Genomic DNA, 17,834 nt, shown 5'->3' on the forward strand with positions numbered 1-17,834 from the left:
TCCTCAGGCCAGCGCGTGTTTGACGTCTGTAAAGACGTGCATGTCGACCTCGGTTTGGTCTGGGTAAGGCGCGGCCTCGGCATAGGCGACAGCCTCTTCTGCATCTTGTCTGATCTCGGCGTTCATCGCTTCAATCTCGTCTTCGGAAGCGATGCCCTGTTCGATGAGCCAGCCGCGGAATTTGATGATCGGATCCCGGTTTTCCTTCCAGTCCTTCTCTTCTTCCTTGGAGCGGTAGTATTCGCGGTTGATGTCGCCCACGTGGTGGCCGTGGTAGCGATAAGTCATCAGTTCCATAAAGAATGGGCCTTCGCCCTTGCGTGCACGGGCAACTATCTTTTGTGTCAATTCGTTGACAGCTAGAACGTCCTGCCCGTCAACCTGATGCGCTTCGATCCCAAAGGCCTCTGCGCGGGCGGTGATCGATCCGGCGGCGATTTCTTCGGTCTTGGTGTATTCGGAATAGCCGTTGTTTTCGCACGCGTAGATGACCGGCAAGTTCCACAGGGCGGCCATGTTCATGACCTCGTACATCAGGCCCTGCGCCGTGGCACCGTCCCCAAAGAAACAGACCGTCACATCGTCTTTGCCCAACAATTTTGCCGTAAAGGCAGAACCCGTCGCGATCCCCATGGAGCCGCCAACAATGGCATTGGCCCCCAGATTGCCGTTGGATTGATCCGCGATATGCATCGAACCGCCCTTGCCGCGGCAGTAGCCCTCTTCCTTGCCCAACAGTTCACAGAACATTTCTTTGAAATTCGCACCCTTGGCGACACAGTGGCCGTGGCCACGGTGGGTTGAGGTGATCTTGTCCGTCACTTTCAGTGCTTCGCAGATGCCCACGGCAACGGCTTCCTCACCGGAATACATATGGGTCAAGCCTGGCATCTTGGCCGAAAGGTAAAGCTGGTTGGCATTATCCTCGAAAGAGCGGATGCGCACCATCTGGCGGTACATGCGCAGGTAATCTTCGGTATTTGTCTTTGATTTAGCCATGATGTCCTCTTGTGCGATGAAGGGTTCGGTTCCGTCTTGCGCAGGGAGAAAACGCAAGGCGGGGCTTTGTCCCCGGTCAGTAGCGGTTGGCGATCGGCAGTTCTTCAGCCGGGAACAGGCTGATGACTTCGCAACCAGTTTCAGTCACAACGACCTCTTCCTCGATCCGTGCGGCGGAATAGCCGTCGGTTGCGGGGCAATAGGTTTCCAGTGCGAAGACCATGCCGGTTTTGATTTCCATCGGGTGATCCATCGACACAGCACGGCTGATGATGGGTCGCTCATGCAGCGCCAGACCAAGGCCGTGACCAAATTGCAGACCAAAGGCCTGATCCTCGTTCGCAAAACCGAGGCTTTCGGCGGTCGGCCAAACCTCGGCCACCTTGTCAGTAGAAACGCCAGGTTTGATCATTGCGATAGAGGCATCGATCCATTCGCGGGCTTTCACATAGGCGTCGTTTTGCGACGTCGTCGCGCGGCCGACGTTGAACGTGCGATAGTAACAGGTGCGATAGCCCTGATAGGATTGCAGGATGTCAAAGAACGCCTGATCTCCGGGGCGGATCAAACGGTCCGTGAAGTTATGCGGATGCGGATTGCAGCGCTCACCTGAAATCGCGTTGATCGCCTCGACATCGTCCGAGCCCATCTCATAGAGCATCTTGTTGGACAGGGCGACAATGTCATTCTCGCGGATGCCTGGTTTCAGTTCTTCGTAGATCATGTGGTAGACGCCATCGACCATCGCAGCCGCTTGGGTCAATAGCTGGATTTCATCGGTATTCTTGATCTCGCGCGCCGCCAACATGATCTGCTGACCATCGACCACGTTCAGGCCTTCTTCCTGAAGGGCGTGGAACATTGCTGTTTCCGCATAGTCCACACCCACAGGCATATCGGCCATGCCAGCATCACGGATCAATCCGGCAATTTGCTTGGCATATTTCTTCATCAAGCCGAATTCTGGCGGGATTGTTCCGCGCATGCCAACAACACCGGCAAGACAGTGGCTGGGCTCCAGCCAGTCGGAGTGGCGTTTGTGGTGCTCTGCGGCGGATCCAAAATCCCAAACGTAGGGGCTGTCGTCACCTGTCAGCAGACAGAAACGGCACATCTTGTCGCGTTCCCATTCGCCGATCTTGGTGGCCGAGACGTAGCGGATGTTGTTCACATCAAACAACAGCAGCGTGCCCGCGTTCGAGTTTTGCAGCGACTGACGGGTCCGCGCAAGGCGGTAGCGACGCAGGCGGTCGTGGTCGATGCGGCGTTCAAAATCCACGGACATGTGGCCATGGGCTGGCAGCTTGTCACGCCATTCCCAGTTGGGCTCAAGATCCATTGGGGTGAGCAAGTTCGGCATAAGGGCATTGCCCGGACGTTCTGACATGAGACACTCCTTTCGGGTACGGCCAAGCGCACCCGTTTCTTGTTGAAATTCTGGTGTGGCGGGCTTTACGTCGTGGCCCAGCCGCCATCGATCGAGATCATTTGGCCGGTCATATAATCGCTGTCGTCAGACGCGAGGAACGACGCGGTGCCGACGATATCTTTGGGATAGGACACACGCTTGATCACAAGGGCGCTGTCAACGATGTCTTCATAGGCTTGGCCTTCGCGTTCTTTGAACCCGATCTCCACCAGATCTTTGTCCAGTTGCTCCCAAAGCGGCGTCACGACCACGCCCGGCGCATAGCCATTGACGGTAATGTTATGCTCTGCCAGCCCAAGCGCGCCGCATTCGGTCAGCGCCAGACAGCCGTACTTAGAGGTGCAATATACGGTCACATCCACCAGCGGCTTTTTCGACGCGATGGAGCCAACATTGATTAATTTGTAGGGGTGATCTTCCATCGGACCCTGAGCGATCATCTGGCGCGCGACTTCCTGCATGCCCAGCCACATCGCTTTGGTGTTGACGTTCATGATCATGTCCCAGTTGTCTTCATCGATATCCATGAAGAACCGGGGCTTGTTCAGGCCTGCATTGAACACACCGACGTTGATCGACCCAAAGGCTTCGACTGTGGCGGCCACGGCGGCGGCATTGTCTTCGCGCTTTGTGACATCCATTTTGACAGCAATCGCTTTGCCGTTTCCGGCAGCGTTGATCTTGTCGGCCACCGTTTGGCCCATCTCGAGATCCAGATCACCGATGCAGACATTTGCGCCTTGTTCAGCAAACGAAAGCGCGTTGGCCTCGCCCATGCCGCGGGCGGCACCGGTGATGAGAATATTTTTACCTTTGAGGCGGTTGGGGTCCATGGGTGTCTCCTCCTGACGTCATGACTAAGTTGGTGGTTTAAGGGTTGCGTCGGCGCGCGCCTGCGCGCGGCGCAATGCATCTTGCGGGCTGATGATGCCACGCAGCATGTCGTGAAATTCTTCTCCGCAGATCTGGATGATCTCGTTGATCTCGGGGATCGGCGGGCGCGGCCAGAATTGAAGCTCATCGCGCCATGACATGGCATCGACGGCCTCGAATATGGGTGATAGGCGTCGCACATCGGGGTCCGATCCGACCGAATAGCGTGGGTTCGTGCGGCTGCCGTTCTGAACATATAACTTTTGCGCAGGGGGTGAGGTAAAGACCAGCAAGGCCTCGACCGCCGCTGCAACGCGTTCTTTTGGCAAATTGGCGGGTATTCCCATCACGTAACCGCCAACAGGTGCGATTGGTGCGCCGTTGGGGCCAGCGGGATGCGGCAAATAGCCCGTCTGATCCTTTGCGGGGGACGCGTCATCCAGCTCAAAATACGGAGCCAGCAACGTGTAGCCATAAGCCATCGCAATCCGCCCTGCGGCATAGGGCCGAATGCGCTCGTACCATGACATCGACAAAATATCAGGTGGGGAATACTTGAGCAGTTCTTTGAGGAATTCTGCCGCTTGCAAACCCGCTGGCGTATCAATGGTGAACCGGTAGTCACGGTTCACAAGGTGCTGGGTATCAAAACCACCCGCATTGGGTGTCAAATCCAGAATGGGTTGCCCAAAATCCGCCAGCGTCATCAAAACCGTGTGCCCCAGTGCCGTCCCGCGCGCGGCGTTCCATGCAATTCCATGCACGCCCCGCTGTGGATCGTGCAGCGCCTTCGCGACATCCAATAAATCTTGGGCTGTGGTGGGTGGCTCTAGACCCGTCTGTGCGAACAGGTCTTTGCGATAGAATAAAAGCTCTGGCGTAGTCTGCGCCGGAATGCCGTAGGCGCGGCCGCCCCAGTGGGCCGCTTGCCAGCCAGCGGTATGGAAGTCCGCAGGATCAATACGGGCGATATCCATGATCTCATCAAGCGGCATCAAGACGTTCTGTTCGGCGAACCCTCCGACCCATGGCAGATCAACGGCGATGATGTCGTAGTTGCTCGACTTGCGGCTGGCATTACGCATGGTTTCTTCGCGCAGTCGGTCTATCGAAAAGGCACGTTGATGAATTTGCGTACCGATTGTCTGCTCAAACTGTCGCTTGAGGTTATCCATCACCATGAAGGTTGGATCACCATGCACCAGAACGCGCAAGCCGCCCGCCAGCTTGAGCGGCTCGGCCAAAACCTTCATTGGTGGGATTGATTTTGCGTTCAGGTAAGACCCGCCGAAGTAGTAGTCAGATGCTTCTGTCGACGCAGCACCGCCGAATTGTGCAGCGGCAAGGCGCTGCACACGGTTTGTCAGCTGGGTCCATTGGTCCAACAAAAGTACGCTGGGATGCAGGGAAAAGCTTTTGCCAGTCGACGTGCGTGCGCGCTGGTCGATCAACCCAGCCTCTTGCATGTCTTTGATGCGGCGATTGGCGGTTGCATAAGGCGCACGGCTTGCACCGATGAGTGACGTCATTGTCGTCAGCCGACCTTCGAGATGGCTGCGGATCAGGTGCATTGAAATGCGCAGGTTTGGGGTGGATGCAAATAGGTCGGACGAGTTTTCAAGCTCGTCACCGAGGTCTTCCATAAAGGATAGAACGCTTAGAATATCTGCCTTCGCTTGAGGCGGCATCAGCTGATTGAAATTCTCCCCCCTCATGGCATTCATACCCTCGACCGCTGCCTTTCCATTATAGTGGCGCTTGCCACGTGATTTGTTCATTTTGGATGATTTTGGAATCGTCACGAGATACCCCTTATGTTGCTGTGGGAATGGCCTCAGAATGTATCGCAAAAGTATCCAAAATAGATATAATTTTATCCAAAATGGATGTTATTTGAGGGGCCGGGTTGGAGCGGCATCTGCATGGTAAAAGGGATCATACCGGTTCGCCGGATGGTGATTCCCGCCGGGAGGGTGGGGAAAAGACATAAGCGTCTAAAAAATTCTTGGAGGAGATCACAATGAAACTTCGTATAATTCTGTCCGCGACTGCCGCGGCAACAGCACTGACCGTCGCAGGTGCAGCCAGCGCCGAAACCATGCGCATTGGCATCACGCAAAACAACGTGGGCGTCGACAGCTATCAAACAACATATGAAAAAGCGTTCATTGCTGCCGCGGAAGCAAACGCAGACGTTGAAGTCGTCGTTCTGGACGCCGGTGGCGACGTTGCCCGCCAGATCGCCCAGATGGAAGACCTGATCCAGCAAGAAGTTGATGCGATCATCATTTGGCCAACAAACGGCGAAGCTGTGATCCCTGCTGTCCGCAAAGCGCATCAGGCTGACATTCCGGTTGTCGTGACCAACTCGAACATCGCTGAAGCCGGTTTCCCGTTCGTCGCGACGTTCTCTGGCCCAGATAACATTACACAAGGCTCACGCTCTGCCGAAATCATGTGTGATCGCTTCAAGGCATTGGGTATTGAGAACGAAGCCAAGGTTGTTCACATCACAGGCCAGCCCGGCTACACGACGGCCATCGAGCGCGCCAAGGGCTTCAACGACCGTCTGCCCGAAGTCTGTCCGAACGTTGAGCAGATCGACGAGCAGCCTGGTGACTGGAACCGTGAAAAGTCGCAGCAGGTTATGGAAGCCTTCCTCGTCAAGTATGACGACATCGACGGCGTCTATTCCGGCGATGACAACATGGGTGTTGGCGCAATGAACGCAGCTGTGGCCGCTGGTCGCGAGGGCATCACTTTCGTCGGTGCCACCAACTTCGCAGTTGGTTATGAAGCGATGGCTGCAGGCACCTACTGGGGTTCGATCTACCAGTCGCCTGTTGATGACGCAGAAGCCGCGCTGAAGTCCGCGATTGATCTGCTCAACGGCGAAGAGCTGCCATTCCTGAACTACTTCGACACGCCGAAGATCACTCAGGACAACATGGGCGAATTCACCAAGCCTGTATTCTAAGCTTCTAACTTTGGTTGGGGGGGCTACGGCTCCCCAGCCAGCCCCGGTTCGCATTCCAAAAAAGATTTCAAGTATGGGAGAAGACCAATGGGTCGAGTCTCTGGTCGGTCGTGCATTGTGACAGGTGCCGCACAAGGTATCGGTCGCGCCATCGCCGAGGCGCTGCTGAAAGAAGGGGCAAGCGTATGTTTTGCCGACATCAACGGCGATAGGGTTACCGAAGTCGCAGGCCTGAACCGCAAACAATATGGCAACAGCAAAGTGACACATGCGCAGGTCGATGTAACTGACCGCGCAGCCGTAAAGGCAATGATCGAACATACCGTTACGACGTTTGGAAAGCTGGACGTGAAGTTCAACAACGCCGGCGTCAACAAGCCGATGAATTTTATGGATGTCACCGAAGACAACTGGAATTTCATTATGGGGGTCAACGGGCTGGGCTGCATGATCGGTATGCAGGAAGCGGCCCGCCAGATGATCGCTCAGGGCGCAGGCGGCAAGATAATCAACACCGCCTCAATCGCCAGCCGTCAGGGTTTCGACAACGTGGCACCGTATTGTGCCAGCAAATTTGCAGTCGTGGCGCTGACCCAATCGGGCGCGCGCGATTTGGCAAAACACAACATTACCGTTACTGGGTTCGCCCCCGGTGTCGTTGACACCGAGATGTGGGAGCAGGTCGATCAGGACCTGATGGACATCGGCGCAGCCGAACGGCCCGGTCAGGCAATGGAAGAGTTTTCGTCTGAAATCTTGCGCGGCCGCGTGGCCAAGCCGCAAGACATCATTGGAACGACCACCTTTCTGGCAGCGCCGGAAAGCGACTATATGACAGGTCAGATCGTGATGATTGACGGCGGCATGACACTGGTTTGATCTGATGTGCCGGGGAGGCAGTTTGGCAGGCTGGAAAGAAATGAACTAAGGGCCACCGGGCCTGGTCCAAGGGAGAGAACAATGGCTGAGTTTACGAAGCAGGACATTGGAAAGGTACTTGCGAAACAGGGCATCCTGATCGCCTTTGCCTTTTTCATAATAGGGTTCACAATTGCCAACCCGAAATTCCTGACTCTCGACAATTTCGAGAACGTGGTCAGGTCTTCGGCTATTCTGGGCGTGATGGCTTTGGGAGTGACCTTTGTCGTTATCAGCGGCAATCTCGATCTCTCCGTGGGCTCGATGATGTCATTTTCGACCATTGTTGTACTTGATCTTCACGACAAAATTGGCCCGGCCCTTGCGATCCCTGCCATGTTTGCGATGACGCTATGCCTTGGGGCTTTCATTGGGTTTCTTGTTGGCTATCTCAAGCTCAATTCACTGATTGTGACTTTGGGGATGCTTTCGGCCATTCACGGACTGACGCTAACCTATTCGGGCGGCAAGAACATGGACATCGCCGATAAAGAAGGCACCTGGTTTGCCATCTTTGGACAGGGCAATATCATGGGTATTCAAACGCCGATCCTGATCTTCATCGCGTTGGCGGCGCTTCTGGGCATCATCCTGGCCAAGACACCATTTGGCCGCAAGGTCTACGCTGTTGGCGGCAATGGTACGGCGGCGACTTTTTCGGGCATTCGGCGGGCACGCGTGGTGTTCTTGTGCTACATCATGAGCGCGCTGTGCGTGGCTACGGCAGGTCTTATCCAGGCCAGCCGGTCCATGGGATCGCAAAACACCGTGGGACAAGGGCTGGAGCTGGACGTGCTCGCTGCCGTCATTCTTGGTGGTGCATCACTGCTCGGTGGTTCGGGAACAATCTTCAAAACAGTGATAGGCGTGCTGATCCTCGGGTTCATTCAGAATGGACTGTTGTTGGTCGGGCTTGATTTCTCCGTTCAGTACGTCGTGACCTGGGTCATCATTATCCTTGCAGTCTGGCTGGATCTTGCAGCCAAGCGCGGCAAGCTCATGTCGCCGATCGCTTAGGGGAGGCAAAATAATGCAAGCTGGGACACTCTCAAAATATCTGAAGGACGGTGCCATCTGGGGCTTTATCGTCCTTGAGCTGATCTTCTTCTCGGTAGCGGGCGAGTTCTTCTCCGTCAGTGACAAGGCCTTTATGGACGCGGACAACATGCTGCTGTTGCTCAAGCAGTCGGCACCGATCGGCATCATCGCCATGGGTATGACCATCGTTATGGTCAACGGCAATATCGACCTGTCAGTCGGCGCAACCTACGCGATTTGCGCCATTGTGCTGCTGGATTCGATGACATGGACCATGTTCGCAGGGCTCGGAAACTGGGTCATTCCCGTGGCATGGTGTCTGGCGCTTCTGACCGGCGTTATCCTTGGGGCGATCAACGGGTTGATAGTGTGGAAGACCGGCGTGGATGCCTTTATCGTGACGCTGGGTTCCATGCTGGGCTATCGCGGGTTGGTCTTTATGTACAACGGCGAACAGCCGACAAGCCACCTTAACTGGACGCTGGTCGATTTCGCCGAGGCGCAGTTCCTTGGGTTTCACACTGCTACATGGTTCCTGCTGGTTGTGACTGCGGTGATCTGGTTTCTGATGACCCGCACAGTTCATGGCCGCAACGCCTATGCCATTGGCAACAACCGTGAAGCGGCCGTCAACGCCGGCATCCGTGTCGGTCCGCACATGATGATCAACTTTATGATTATCGGTTTCTTGGCTGCGCTCTCCGCAGTGGTTTTTTATTCGGAATCCGGTTCGGTGAACCCCAACGACGGCCAGCTTTATGAGCTGTGGGTGATCACCGCCGTCGTGCTGGGCGGCACCAAGCTGACCGGCGGGGCGGGCTCGATCATCTCGACCTTTGGTGGGGTGATCGCGATCCAGCTGCTGCGCAAAGGGCTGAGCCATGTCGGTGCTGATACGTCGACCGTGAACCTTGTCATCGGTTTGATTTTGATCGCCGTGCTGTTCCTTGATCGGCAGCTGAACGTGAAAGGCAAAGAGGAGTTGAAGGTATGACCGAGACAATTGATCCGACGACCCCCGCCCCTGTCCTGCGGCTGGAAGGAATCGTAAAGACCTTTCCCGGTGTGCGCGCCCTTGATGGCGTCTCTCTTTCGATCCTGCCGGGCGAAGTGCATGCCCTAATGGGTGAAAATGGTGCCGGAAAATCCACTCTGATGAAGGTGCTTGGCGGCATTCACCAGCCTGACGAAGGCCAGATCATTGTAGAAGAACACCCAGTGATCATGTCCGGCCCGTTGGACGCGAAAGCCAAGGGTATTGTCTTCATTCACCAAGAGCTCAGCCTCGCAGATGAGCTTAGTGTGGCCGAGAATATCTATCTCGGAGAATTGCCGCGCAAACGTTTCGGGCTGGTTGATTGGGCCGAACTGGAGGCCAAGACCAGCGCAATACTCGAGAAACTCAAGGTCAGCTTCAACGCCGAGACACGTGTGGGCGATCTTTCGATCGCCAACCAGCAAATGGTCGAAATTGCGCGCGCGCTTACCGTGGATGCCAAGGCCGTTATCTTTGATGAGCCGACAGCCTCCCTGACGGACGCGGAAAAGGTGGTTTTATTCGAGGTCATCTCTGACTTGCAAAAACAGGGCGTGGGCATTGCCTATATCTCGCACCGGATGGAAGAGATATTCAAGATTACCGACCGGATCAGCGTTTTGCGCGACGGCCTATACCAAGGCACAGTCAACACGGCGGACACGAACGAAGAGAGCGTGACCCAGATGATGATCGGGCGCAAGCTCGACCTTAGCCGCAATGAAGTCCATCACGAACTGGGCGATGTTGCGCTTGAAGTGCGCGGACTGAGTTGTGGTGCTCTATTTCAGAATGTCAGCTTCGAGGTGCGGCGCGGTGAGGTTCTCGGTTTCTACGGGCTCGTCGGTGCCGGACGGACGGAAATTGCCGAAACATTGTTTGGCCTTCGAAATCCGTCATCCGGCTCGATCCTGATGGACGGCGAAGAGGTGCGGATCAATTCGCCCCATGACGCGATCGAGCGGGGCATCTCGTTGGTACCAGAAGATCGAAAGGGCCAAGGGTTGGTTCTGGGCATGAACTGCCGGGATAACATGACCCTGCCGCAGGTCGATGATCTGAAGTCTGGCCCCTTCGTTGCCGACGGTGCCGAGATCGCGATTTTCGATCAATACCGCGACAAACTTGATATCAGAACTCCGGGTTGGAAACAGCTCGTGGGCAACCTCTCGGGTGGCAACCAGCAGAAGATCGTCATCGGAAAATGGCTGTCGATGCGCCCCAACGTGTTGATCGTGGACGAACCCACACGCGGGATCGACGTCGGATCGAAGGCTGAGATCCATAATCTGCTCCGCGAGTTGGCGGCACAGGGTTATGCGGTGATCGTCATCAGCTCGGAAATGCCAGAGGTGCTGCATGTGGCTGACCGTATCGTGGCAATGTATTCGGGCCGGATCATGCGGACTTTCACTTCTGAAGAGGTGACCGAGGAAAACCTGATTGCCGCAATTTCGGGCTTAGAAACCGAAAAGGTGGCGTGATGCGGGTCGGGTTTGCCGGACTGGGCCGGATGGGCGCACATATGGTACGCAATCTGTCCCGTGCAGGTAATGACGTGACACTCTGGAACCGCTCTATTGGCAAGGCCCAATCTCTAGCCGCAGAGCTGGACTGCGCTGTAGCAAACAGCCCTCGGGCACTGTCGAATGCGGCGGAGGTGATCGTGACCATGTTGGCCGACGATCCGTCTTCAAAAGACGTACATGGCGGCTCGGAGGGGCTTTTTGCCGGATCGGCCCAGACCTATGTCGAGATGGGCACGATGAGCCCGGACCACATCGCATGGCTGGCGAAACAGGCCCCTGCGGGGACCCGTGTCATCGACGCGCCAGTCTCTGGCGCAATACAGGCCGCCGCCGATGCACAGCTGGTCATCATGGCGGGCTGCACGCCAGAAGAGGCTGCGCCGCTGACCCCAATTTTTCAGGCGATGGGCAAAGAAACACGTTGTCTTGGTCAGTCGGGCTCGGGAGCGGTGATGAAACTGGCGGTCAATTCGCTGATCCATGGCATCAATCAGACCCTGGCCGAGGCGATGACGCTTGCCGAGGCGGCGGGGATTTCACCAGAAACGGCTTTCGATGTGATCGAAGCCTCTGCGGCCTGCGCGCCGATGCTGAAATACCGCCGCCCGCTATACCTCAATGAAGCCGAACATGACGTGACTTTCACCGTGGCACTTGCGCGCAAGGACATGGAAGTGACTGCCGATCTGGCCCGAAAACTCGGCACCGATATGCCGCAGGGGCTGAGCACTCTGGAAATCCTCAAAAAGGCTGAATCGGAAGGCTACGCTGCCCGCGATATGGCCTCGATCCTGAACTATATGAGAGAACATAAGTTATGAAAGCTGTACTTTTTGTCGGGGGCTGGGAAGGCCACGCCCCTATGGATTTTGCGAATTGGTATCGTGATCTGCTTGAGGAAAACGGTTTTGAGGTCGTCGTCCATGACACGCTCGAACCGCTGGAGCATCCCGAGGACATGGCGGATGTCGATTTGATCACCCCGATCTGGTCGTCTGCCCGCTCTGGGCACAAAGAAGAGTTCGGCAATATGACCAAGTTGCAGGAAGACGGCCTGCTCAAGCTCATTGGCGATGGCTGTGGACTTGCAGGCTGGCATGGGCATATGGGCGACGCGTTTCGCGATCGTCCCACCTATCACTTCCTGATCGGCGGTCAGTTCGTGGCACACCCACCCGGGTGGCCTGACAATCTCCAGCCCAAAGAAGACTACATTGATTATGATGTGACGATCTGCCAGCCAGATCACCCGCTTGTCGAAGGGATCCGCAGTTTCCGCATCACGTCAGAGCAATACTACATGCTCACTGATCCGTCGAACAACGTTCTGGCAACGACAACATTTTCTGGCGACCACCTCTGGTGGATCGAGGGCACGGTGATCCCTGTCACGTGGACTCGGCGTTGGGACAAGGGGCGTGTGTTTTACTGCTCGATCGGACATGAGCTGGACGATCTCAAGGTGCCTGAAGTTACCGAGATGATCCGCCGAGGCGCAGTTTGGGCTGCGGGCGGGACATAGGGATCAATGCAGCGACCTATTTGACCTACAAAACAGACCATATTTGCAGCGCCAGGCCGCCTACAACCTTTTGAGCGGATGTTACAAACAAGAAAGGTTTGGCTACGTTTATTGGAGTGCTGGTTCAGTTTGTGTAACCATCCCTTGCGCGCGCTCGCGCATGGCAAATTTCTGGATCTTGCCAGTTGAGGTTCTGGCGATGGTCGTAACCACAAACTTTGCCCGAACTTTGTAGGCGGCAAGCCGTTCACGACACCAGATACGCAGTGCCTCGGTGTCGATCTCTTGACCCGGTTTTGTCTCGATGAAGGCGCAGGGTGCTTCGCCCCATTTCTCATGGGGCATGGCGACGACGGCCGCAATTTCAATGGAGGGATAGCTGTAGAGCACTTCTTCCACCTCGATGGAGGAAATGTTTTCGCCGCCTGAAATGATGATGACCTTCGAGCGGTCCTTGAGCTGGATATAGCCATCTGGATGCGTGACGCCCAAATCACCGGAATGAAACCAGCCACCTTCAAAGGCCGCTTGGGTGGCAGAGGGGTTGCGGAAATAGCCTTTCATCACGACGTTTCCACGAAACATCACCTCGCCCATGGTTACACCGTCACGCGGGACAGGCTGCATGGTTTCAGGGTCACGCACATCAAGTCCCTCGAGCGGCAGGTAGCGCACGCCCTGACGTGATTTGAGGCGCGCTTGTTCGTTATCAGGCAGCGATGACCAGCTATCGTGCCAATCGTTCACAGCGGCGGGCCCATAGGTTTCGGTCAACCCGTAAAGGTGGGTCACATCGAAACCCGCCGTTTTCATGTCCGCCAGCAGCTTTTCGGGCGGCGGGGCGGCGGCGGTAAAGAACTGTACTGTGTGATCAAGCGCGCGTTGCTGATCTGCGGGTGTAGAGATCATCAAGGACATGACAATTGGCGCACCGCACAGGTGCGTGACCTTCTCATCGGCCAGCGCGTTCCAGATCGGTTGAGCGCGCACCTGGCGCAGGCAAACATGTGTGCCGATGATCGCAGACATGGTCCACGGGAAGTACCAGCCGTTGCAATGGAACATCGGCAGTGTCCACAGATAGATGGCGTGTTTGGACATCGAGGTAGTCAGCGCGTTGCCATGTGCCAGTAGGTATGCGCCGCGATGGTGGGACACGACTCCTTTGGGTTCGCCGGTGGTGATCGAGCGTATTGATGCGCAGAAGGATCACTTGCGCATCTCAGCAAACCTCTCAGTGATCGCGGAGCCGGATGCTGACAACAATCCCATATTGGCGGTATTCGACGTCCAGTTTCAAAAACGTCAAAACGGCCGCGCCAAACCCATCGTGATCGCGGCGAACGAGGCTCCGCAACAAGACCCGGATCTCATTGCAATGGTTGCGGATGCAAAGCGATGGACCCGGGAACTCCTTGAGGGAAAAGCCTCGTCAGTTCAGCAAATTACTGAACGCGAGGGTCTGCGCAGCGGCGCTGTTCGTCGCATCCTACCGCTGGCGTGGCTGGCCCCGGATATCTCATCCGCAATCCGCAATGGCCGCCAGCCGCAGCATCTCACAGCAAAAACATTGCGCACCCTGCCCGAGCTAGCAACCGATTGGGTAAAACAACGTCAGATTCTTGGATTTGCGCCATTGTGATTTTGCTAAAAGGCCCAAGACCTCACTCGTAATTACACCGCAGAGACTCTCCCTGAATTAGCTCTAAGATGGCTCAAATCAGAGACGGATTGCGAGGTCTCTGGCGCTGAAAATCTCCCTAATCAGCTGAAATATAAACACTATTTCGAGCGTGTGTGCTGTCGGTGGTTTTAGGGAGACTGAGTGGTGGTGGTTGCAGTCTGCGTCGAACCCGTCTCTGGTTTGAAATCCCTGTTTACAGGGAATTTACAGGGAAATTCCGAGTAATTGGCCTGAATTTGGTGATTTTGAATGATTTCCGCGCTGTTTATCGACGTGTTTTCAGCAGTTTGAGTGCCAATTCCCTGTTCTTTTAATAACAGGGAATTGGGTTTTAAGAACAGGGATTTTTCAGGCGACAACAGGGATTGTGTGGGAGTTAACAGGGAAGCTGGCGGCATTCATCGAAACTTTGGCGCACTCAGTTCGTACAGGCCACCGTTATCATTATCGTCTTCATCCGGCACGTCCGCCCAGAGCAGCGTGACCGCATGGCCGGATGGGCTCAGTCTTGTTTGTTCGAACAGCTCGATGTTTGATCGATTTGTCCAGGCGATCGGGTTCGTGTCGACGAATGTGCTGAACTCACCAGAGCTCTTCGCCACGATCTTGGAGGCCACGCTAAGTGAGGATAATCGTTCTCCCCGTTTGCACGTGATCCAAGGAAATCCATCGCCAGAAACCCAATATCGGATATGTCCATCCTTTGACCAGACGGCAGCAAGGCATTCTGGGCGTCGTTCCACCAGGTGCCGAATGACGGCCTCTAAACTAACATTCAAGTGGTCTCGAAGTTGTTGAGCATCCTTCAACTCAGGATCCTGCGAGAGCAGTGCATCAAAGAGGGACGGAGGGGCCAACAAGTTGATGGCAAACTGGTTGGCTTCGCGCTCCTGACGCATGTGCATCTGCGCTTTGCGGGTTTCGCGCATATCCTGAGCACTGCATAGGAATCCAGTCGGACCAAAAAGCTTATGTCGCTCAATCAAAAAGTGCCCTAGCTCATGGGCGATAGTGAACCTCGCCCTTCGGTTTCCACGCTTCGTATTTGCCAAGATTGATCCGCGGCTGCGCACCCGGTCGGTGAGCAACATGCCTTCAAACCCATAAAACCGTTGTGTACATATTTCGGTAATGTCCAAGGCTTTGGCGATACTGATAACCGGAACAGGTGGTTCGATTTCCCCAAGTTGCTTATGCACGGCTTGGGCAATCGCTCTCGGCGCGTGAATATCGGCTAGATCAATACGATCGAGATGCAATACTTATCCAGACTTTGCAGACCGCTCTTTCAGAGCCTTGACCATTTGTTCGACAACCGATCGATCACCCTCGGATAAATTTTCAAATCCACGATGCAGACGCTCGATCTGAAGCGCCTCCGCACCCGGTTCTTCTTCCTCGCCAACCAGCGCGTCAATGCTAACACCGAAATGTGTGGCTAGGTTGCGCACCAAATCGAATGACGGGTTTTTGCTGTGACCCTTCTCAAGTTCCCAGATGTGTGCCTTTGAAATGCCAGCGGCATCCGCCACGGCCTGTAAAGATTGCCCGCTTTTCTGGCGCAGGCTGAACAAGCGTTCACCGATCTGCATGATTGCCCTCCGTTAGATCTGTCGGACACACATATACACCCAAGATTGACGGAATGCCAGAAGTAAGATAAATCAGACATCAGAGTCCGATGGAATGATTCCATCGGCGAGTAGTAAAGAAGGAGGTCTAAATGGCCCCGCAGAACATAGAAGGGATCGCAATCAGCGACCTCACCCCCTGGGCCAACAACGCCCGGACGCATTCCAGGAAACAAATCCGGCAGATTGCCGACAGCATTGAAACCTTCGGATTTACCAACCCGGTGCTGATTGACGAGAAGCGCATGATCCTTGCAGGACACGGCCGGGTGGAAGGGGCAAAGCTCCTTGGTATGACGGAGGTGCCGTGCCTGCGGCTTGATCATATGAATGAGGACGCGAAGCGGGCTTATGTGTTGGCGGATAACAAATTGGCGCTGAATGCGGGTTGGGACGAAGATCTGCTGGCAGCGGAACTTGGCGCGTTGATGTCTGCGGATCTTGACTTTGATGTCTCGATCACCGGCTTTTCCATTCCCGAGATAGATGGTGTGCTGGAGGCGGTGGCACCAGAAGAGCCGGGTGATCCGGATGACGATGTCCTTCCTCGCGAGGCACTAGCACGCGCCCGACTGGGGGATGTCTGGCAACTTGGGCGGCACCGACTGATTTGTGGGGATGCTCTTGATCCGGCGGTCATTGGTGAATTGATGGAGGGCGAGGTCGCGCGTATGGTGTTCAGCGATCCGCCGTATAACGTGCCGATCGATGGTCATGTCGGTAATTCTGGTAAGGTCCAGCATCGTGAGTTTGCGATGGCCTCGGGTGAGATGAGCGAGGCCGAGTTCACTGGCTTTCTGGAACGCGCATTCCGCAACCTCGCGGATCACAGTGCCGATGGATCGATCCACTTCATCTGCATGGACTGGCGTCACATGTCCGAAATTATAGCAGCGGGGAAGGGGGTCTACTCTGAAATCAAGAACCTAATTGTCTGGGCCAAGGACAATGGTGGCATGGGCACCTTCTACCGCTCGCGCCACGAGTTGATCTTCGCCTTCAAGAACGGCACAGCCTCGCACATCAACAACTTCGAGCTGGGGCAGCACGGACGTTACCGTACCAACGTTTGGGAATACCGTGGTGTGAACAGCCGCCATGCGGGCCGCATGGAAGAGCTGGCACTGCATCCTACAGTGAAGCCGGTGCAGATGATTGCCGATGCAATCCGGGATGTCTCGGCTCGCGGTGACATCGTGCTGGATATCTTTGGCGGGTCTGGCTCGACATTGATCGCAGCGGAAAAGACCGGTCGACGCGGATATCTCTGTGAGATTGACCCGATCTATTGCGATCGTATTCTGGCTCGTTGGGAAGCGTATGCCAAAGATGAGGCAGAACAGTTGGTCTGTGGCTGGCCGTTGCCGGAACAGGCGCTGGAGGCAGCAGAATGAGTGGGAATAAGATCAAGCTGCCAGTGCATAAGCCGGCAAATGACAAAACCGTGGGCTACGGCAAACCCCCTGTTGCCACCCGGTTCAAGCCTGGACAATCGGGCAATCCAAGAGGTCGCCCTAGGGGCGCAAAAAACAAACGTCCCAAGCTCAGTGAGGAGCGGCTGAAGGGGATCATCCTCGACGAAGCCTATCGGGATATCACTGTGCGGGATGGGGTCCACAACGTGACCATCCCGATGGCGCAGGCTGTCATGCGATCGTTGTCAGTCAACGCCGCGAAAGGCCAGCACCGCGCACAGCGGCTCTTTGCCGAGATGCTGTCCACAACAGAGCGTCAAAACAAGCAGCTGGCGGACGAATGGTTATGCACGGCCATGGATTACAAGATCGAGTGGGACCAGGAGCTGGACCGACGCACGAGATTTGGCATCACGGACCTGCCAGATCCAGTGCCCCATCCAGATCACATCAAGATCGACATGAACACCGGCGAGCCGTGGGTGGCAGGCCCGATGACCGAGGAAGAACAGGCCGAGCTTGATATGTGGCTATCAAAGCGGGAAAGCTGGGAGGAGGATCTCGCGGCATATAAGGCCGATCTGGAAGCCGAAGACGACGATGGCGTCAGGCAGATCATTCGCGATGAAATCAAACATGCTGAAAGAATATTGGGAATCATAGAAACACTGACTGCCAGGTTTGGGCGGTGAGTTTCCCGAAAGAGCGGTTCGAAACCTCGTTATTGAATGGCGGCTTCCGGTTTCACATCCAACATTGGGACAAACTGCAGCGAATGCCGGG

The 17,834-nt window shown here is 55.5% G+C and carries 16 protein-coding genes and 1 pseudogene; 10 read left to right on the forward strand and 7 right to left on the reverse strand.

The window, feature by feature from the left end; all coding sequences use genetic code 11:
* Positions 1-3 precede the first annotated feature (3 nt).
* From C1J02_RS07280 to C1J02_RS07295, 4 genes are all read right to left on the reverse strand, one after another.
* Positions 4-999 (reverse strand): thiamine pyrophosphate-dependent dehydrogenase E1 component subunit alpha, encoded by a 996-nt coding sequence (locus C1J02_RS07280; protein ID WP_114880442.1) that lies wholly within the window; start codon positions 997-999, stop codon positions 4-6.
* A 76-nt stretch (positions 1,000-1,075) separates the two neighbouring features.
* Entirely contained in the window at positions 1,076-2,386 is a 1,311-nt protein-coding gene (locus tag C1J02_RS07285) for a Xaa-Pro peptidase family protein (RefSeq protein WP_114877979.1), read from the reverse strand.
* 65 nt (positions 2,387-2,451) lie between these two features.
* Positions 2,452-3,261 (reverse strand): SDR family NAD(P)-dependent oxidoreductase, encoded by an 810-nt coding sequence (locus C1J02_RS07290; protein ID WP_114877980.1) that lies wholly within the window; start codon positions 3,259-3,261, stop codon positions 2,452-2,454.
* A 24-nt stretch (positions 3,262-3,285) separates the two neighbouring features.
* Complete coding sequence (locus C1J02_RS07295) at positions 3,286-5,016, reverse strand: ABC transporter substrate-binding protein (RefSeq protein ID WP_254693276.1); 1,731 nt, start codon at positions 5,014-5,016, stop codon at positions 3,286-3,288.
* A gap of 305 nt (positions 5,017-5,321) precedes the next feature.
* Between C1J02_RS07295 and C1J02_RS07300 the strand changes: the two genes are divergently transcribed.
* The 7 genes from C1J02_RS07300 (at position 5,322) to C1J02_RS07330 (ending at position 12,321) form a co-directional block, all read left to right on the forward strand.
* The gene (locus C1J02_RS07300; RefSeq protein WP_114877981.1) at positions 5,322-6,278 is read left to right on the forward strand and encodes a sugar ABC transporter substrate-binding protein; all 957 of its coding nucleotides are present in this window, start codon (positions 5,322-5,324) and stop codon (positions 6,276-6,278) included.
* Between the two features lie 87 nt (positions 6,279-6,365).
* Complete coding sequence (locus C1J02_RS07305; RefSeq protein WP_114877982.1) at positions 6,366-7,157, forward strand: SDR family oxidoreductase; 792 nt, start codon at positions 6,366-6,368, stop codon at positions 7,155-7,157.
* 81 nt (positions 7,158-7,238) lie between these two features.
* Positions 7,239-8,213, forward strand: a complete 975-nt coding sequence (locus tag C1J02_RS07310) for an ABC transporter permease (RefSeq protein WP_114877983.1) — start codon at positions 7,239-7,241, stop codon at positions 8,211-8,213.
* Positions 8,214-8,226: 13 nt separating this feature from the next.
* Positions 8,227-9,228: an ABC transporter permease gene (locus C1J02_RS07315; protein ID WP_114877984.1), complete on the forward strand. Its 1,002-nt coding sequence runs from the start codon at positions 8,227-8,229 to the stop codon at positions 9,226-9,228.
* Positions 9,225-10,754 carry a sugar ABC transporter ATP-binding protein gene (locus C1J02_RS07320; protein WP_114877985.1) on the forward strand — a complete coding sequence of 510 codons (1,530 nt, stop codon included), beginning with the start codon at positions 9,225-9,227 and terminating at the stop codon, positions 10,752-10,754. The genes C1J02_RS07315 and C1J02_RS07320 overlap by 4 nt, the downstream gene beginning before the upstream one ends.
* Positions 10,754-11,620, forward strand: a complete 867-nt coding sequence (locus C1J02_RS07325) for an NAD(P)-dependent oxidoreductase (RefSeq protein ID WP_114877986.1) — start codon at positions 10,754-10,756, stop codon at positions 11,618-11,620. Before C1J02_RS07320 ends, C1J02_RS07325 begins: the two co-directional genes overlap by 1 nt.
* Positions 11,617-12,321 (forward strand): ThuA domain-containing protein, encoded by a 705-nt coding sequence (locus tag C1J02_RS07330; protein ID WP_114877987.1) that lies wholly within the window; start codon positions 11,617-11,619, stop codon positions 12,319-12,321. The genes C1J02_RS07325 and C1J02_RS07330 overlap by 4 nt, the downstream gene beginning before the upstream one ends.
* 108 nt (positions 12,322-12,429) lie before the next feature.
* Here the strand turns inward: C1J02_RS07330 and C1J02_RS07335 are convergent.
* Positions 12,430-13,503, reverse strand: a pseudogene (locus C1J02_RS07335) (AMP-binding protein); the annotation flags it as partial.
* Between C1J02_RS07335 and C1J02_RS07340 the strand changes: the two are divergent.
* Positions 13,487-13,963 (forward strand): hypothetical protein, encoded by a 477-nt coding sequence (locus C1J02_RS07340; protein ID WP_114877988.1) that lies wholly within the window; start codon positions 13,487-13,489, stop codon positions 13,961-13,963. The pseudogene C1J02_RS07335 and the gene C1J02_RS07340 overlap by 17 nt on opposite strands.
* 440 nt (positions 13,964-14,403) lie before the next feature.
* Here the strand turns inward: C1J02_RS07340 and C1J02_RS07345 are convergent, their stop codons facing one another.
* Together C1J02_RS07345 and C1J02_RS07350 are read right to left on the reverse strand one after the other, a co-directional pair.
* Positions 14,404-15,264, reverse strand: coding sequence for an ImmA/IrrE family metallo-endopeptidase (locus C1J02_RS07345; protein WP_114877989.1), 861 nt, complete (start codon positions 15,262-15,264; stop codon positions 14,404-14,406).
* A gap of 3 nt (positions 15,265-15,267) precedes the next feature.
* Positions 15,268-15,597: a helix-turn-helix domain-containing protein gene (locus C1J02_RS07350; protein ID WP_114877990.1), complete on the reverse strand. Its 330-nt coding sequence runs from the start codon at positions 15,595-15,597 to the stop codon at positions 15,268-15,270.
* A gap of 131 nt (positions 15,598-15,728) precedes the next feature.
* Here C1J02_RS07350 and C1J02_RS07355 point away from each other — a divergent pair, with 131 nt between their 5' ends.
* Both C1J02_RS07355 and C1J02_RS07360 read left to right on the forward strand, forming a co-directional pair.
* Entirely contained in the window at positions 15,729-17,030 is a 1,302-nt protein-coding gene (locus tag C1J02_RS07355) for a DNA methyltransferase (RefSeq protein WP_114877991.1), read from the forward strand.
* The gene (locus tag C1J02_RS07360; RefSeq protein ID WP_114877992.1) at positions 17,027-17,743 is read left to right on the forward strand and encodes a DUF5681 domain-containing protein; all 717 of its coding nucleotides are present in this window, start codon (positions 17,027-17,029) and stop codon (positions 17,741-17,743) included. Before C1J02_RS07355 ends, C1J02_RS07360 begins: the two co-directional genes overlap by 4 nt.
* Positions 17,744-17,834: the final 91 nt, after the last annotated feature.

The sequence above is a fragment of the Sulfitobacter sp. SK011 genome (assembly GCF_003352065.1).
Lineage (GTDB): Bacteria > Pseudomonadota > Alphaproteobacteria > Rhodobacterales > Rhodobacteraceae > Sulfitobacter.

Bases quoted from the DNA above. Each gene is read 5' to 3' on its own strand.
- C1J02_RS07280 (WP_114880442.1), bottom strand. From the start codon at position 999: ATGGCTAAATCAAAGACAAATACCGAAGATTACCTGCGCATGTACCGC.
- C1J02_RS07285 (WP_114877979.1), bottom strand. From the start codon at position 2,386: ATGTCAGAACGTCCGGGCAATGCCCTTATGCCGAACTTGCTCACCCCA.
- C1J02_RS07290 (WP_114877980.1), bottom strand. From the start codon at position 3,261: ATGGACCCCAACCGCCTCAAAGGTAAAAATATTCTCATCACCGGTGCC.
- C1J02_RS07295 (WP_254693276.1), bottom strand. From the start codon at position 5,016: ATGAGGGGGGAGAATTTCAATCAGCTGATGCCGCCTCAAGCGAAGGCA.
- C1J02_RS07300 (WP_114877981.1), top strand. From the start codon at position 5,322: ATGAAACTTCGTATAATTCTGTCCGCGACTGCCGCGGCAACAGCACTG.
- C1J02_RS07305 (WP_114877982.1), top strand. From the start codon at position 6,366: ATGGGTCGAGTCTCTGGTCGGTCGTGCATTGTGACAGGTGCCGCACAA.
- C1J02_RS07310 (WP_114877983.1), top strand. From the start codon at position 7,239: ATGGCTGAGTTTACGAAGCAGGACATTGGAAAGGTACTTGCGAAACAG.
- C1J02_RS07315 (WP_114877984.1), top strand. From the start codon at position 8,227: ATGCAAGCTGGGACACTCTCAAAATATCTGAAGGACGGTGCCATCTGG.
- C1J02_RS07320 (WP_114877985.1), top strand. From the start codon at position 9,225: ATGACCGAGACAATTGATCCGACGACCCCCGCCCCTGTCCTGCGGCTG.
- C1J02_RS07325 (WP_114877986.1), top strand. From the start codon at position 10,754: ATGCGGGTCGGGTTTGCCGGACTGGGCCGGATGGGCGCACATATGGTA.
- C1J02_RS07330 (WP_114877987.1), top strand. From the start codon at position 11,617: ATGAAAGCTGTACTTTTTGTCGGGGGCTGGGAAGGCCACGCCCCTATG.
- C1J02_RS07350 (WP_114877990.1), bottom strand. From the start codon at position 15,597: ATGCAGATCGGTGAACGCTTGTTCAGCCTGCGCCAGAAAAGCGGGCAA.
- C1J02_RS07355 (WP_114877991.1), top strand. From the start codon at position 15,729: ATGGCCCCGCAGAACATAGAAGGGATCGCAATCAGCGACCTCACCCCC.
- C1J02_RS07360 (WP_114877992.1), top strand. From the start codon at position 17,027: ATGAGTGGGAATAAGATCAAGCTGCCAGTGCATAAGCCGGCAAATGAC.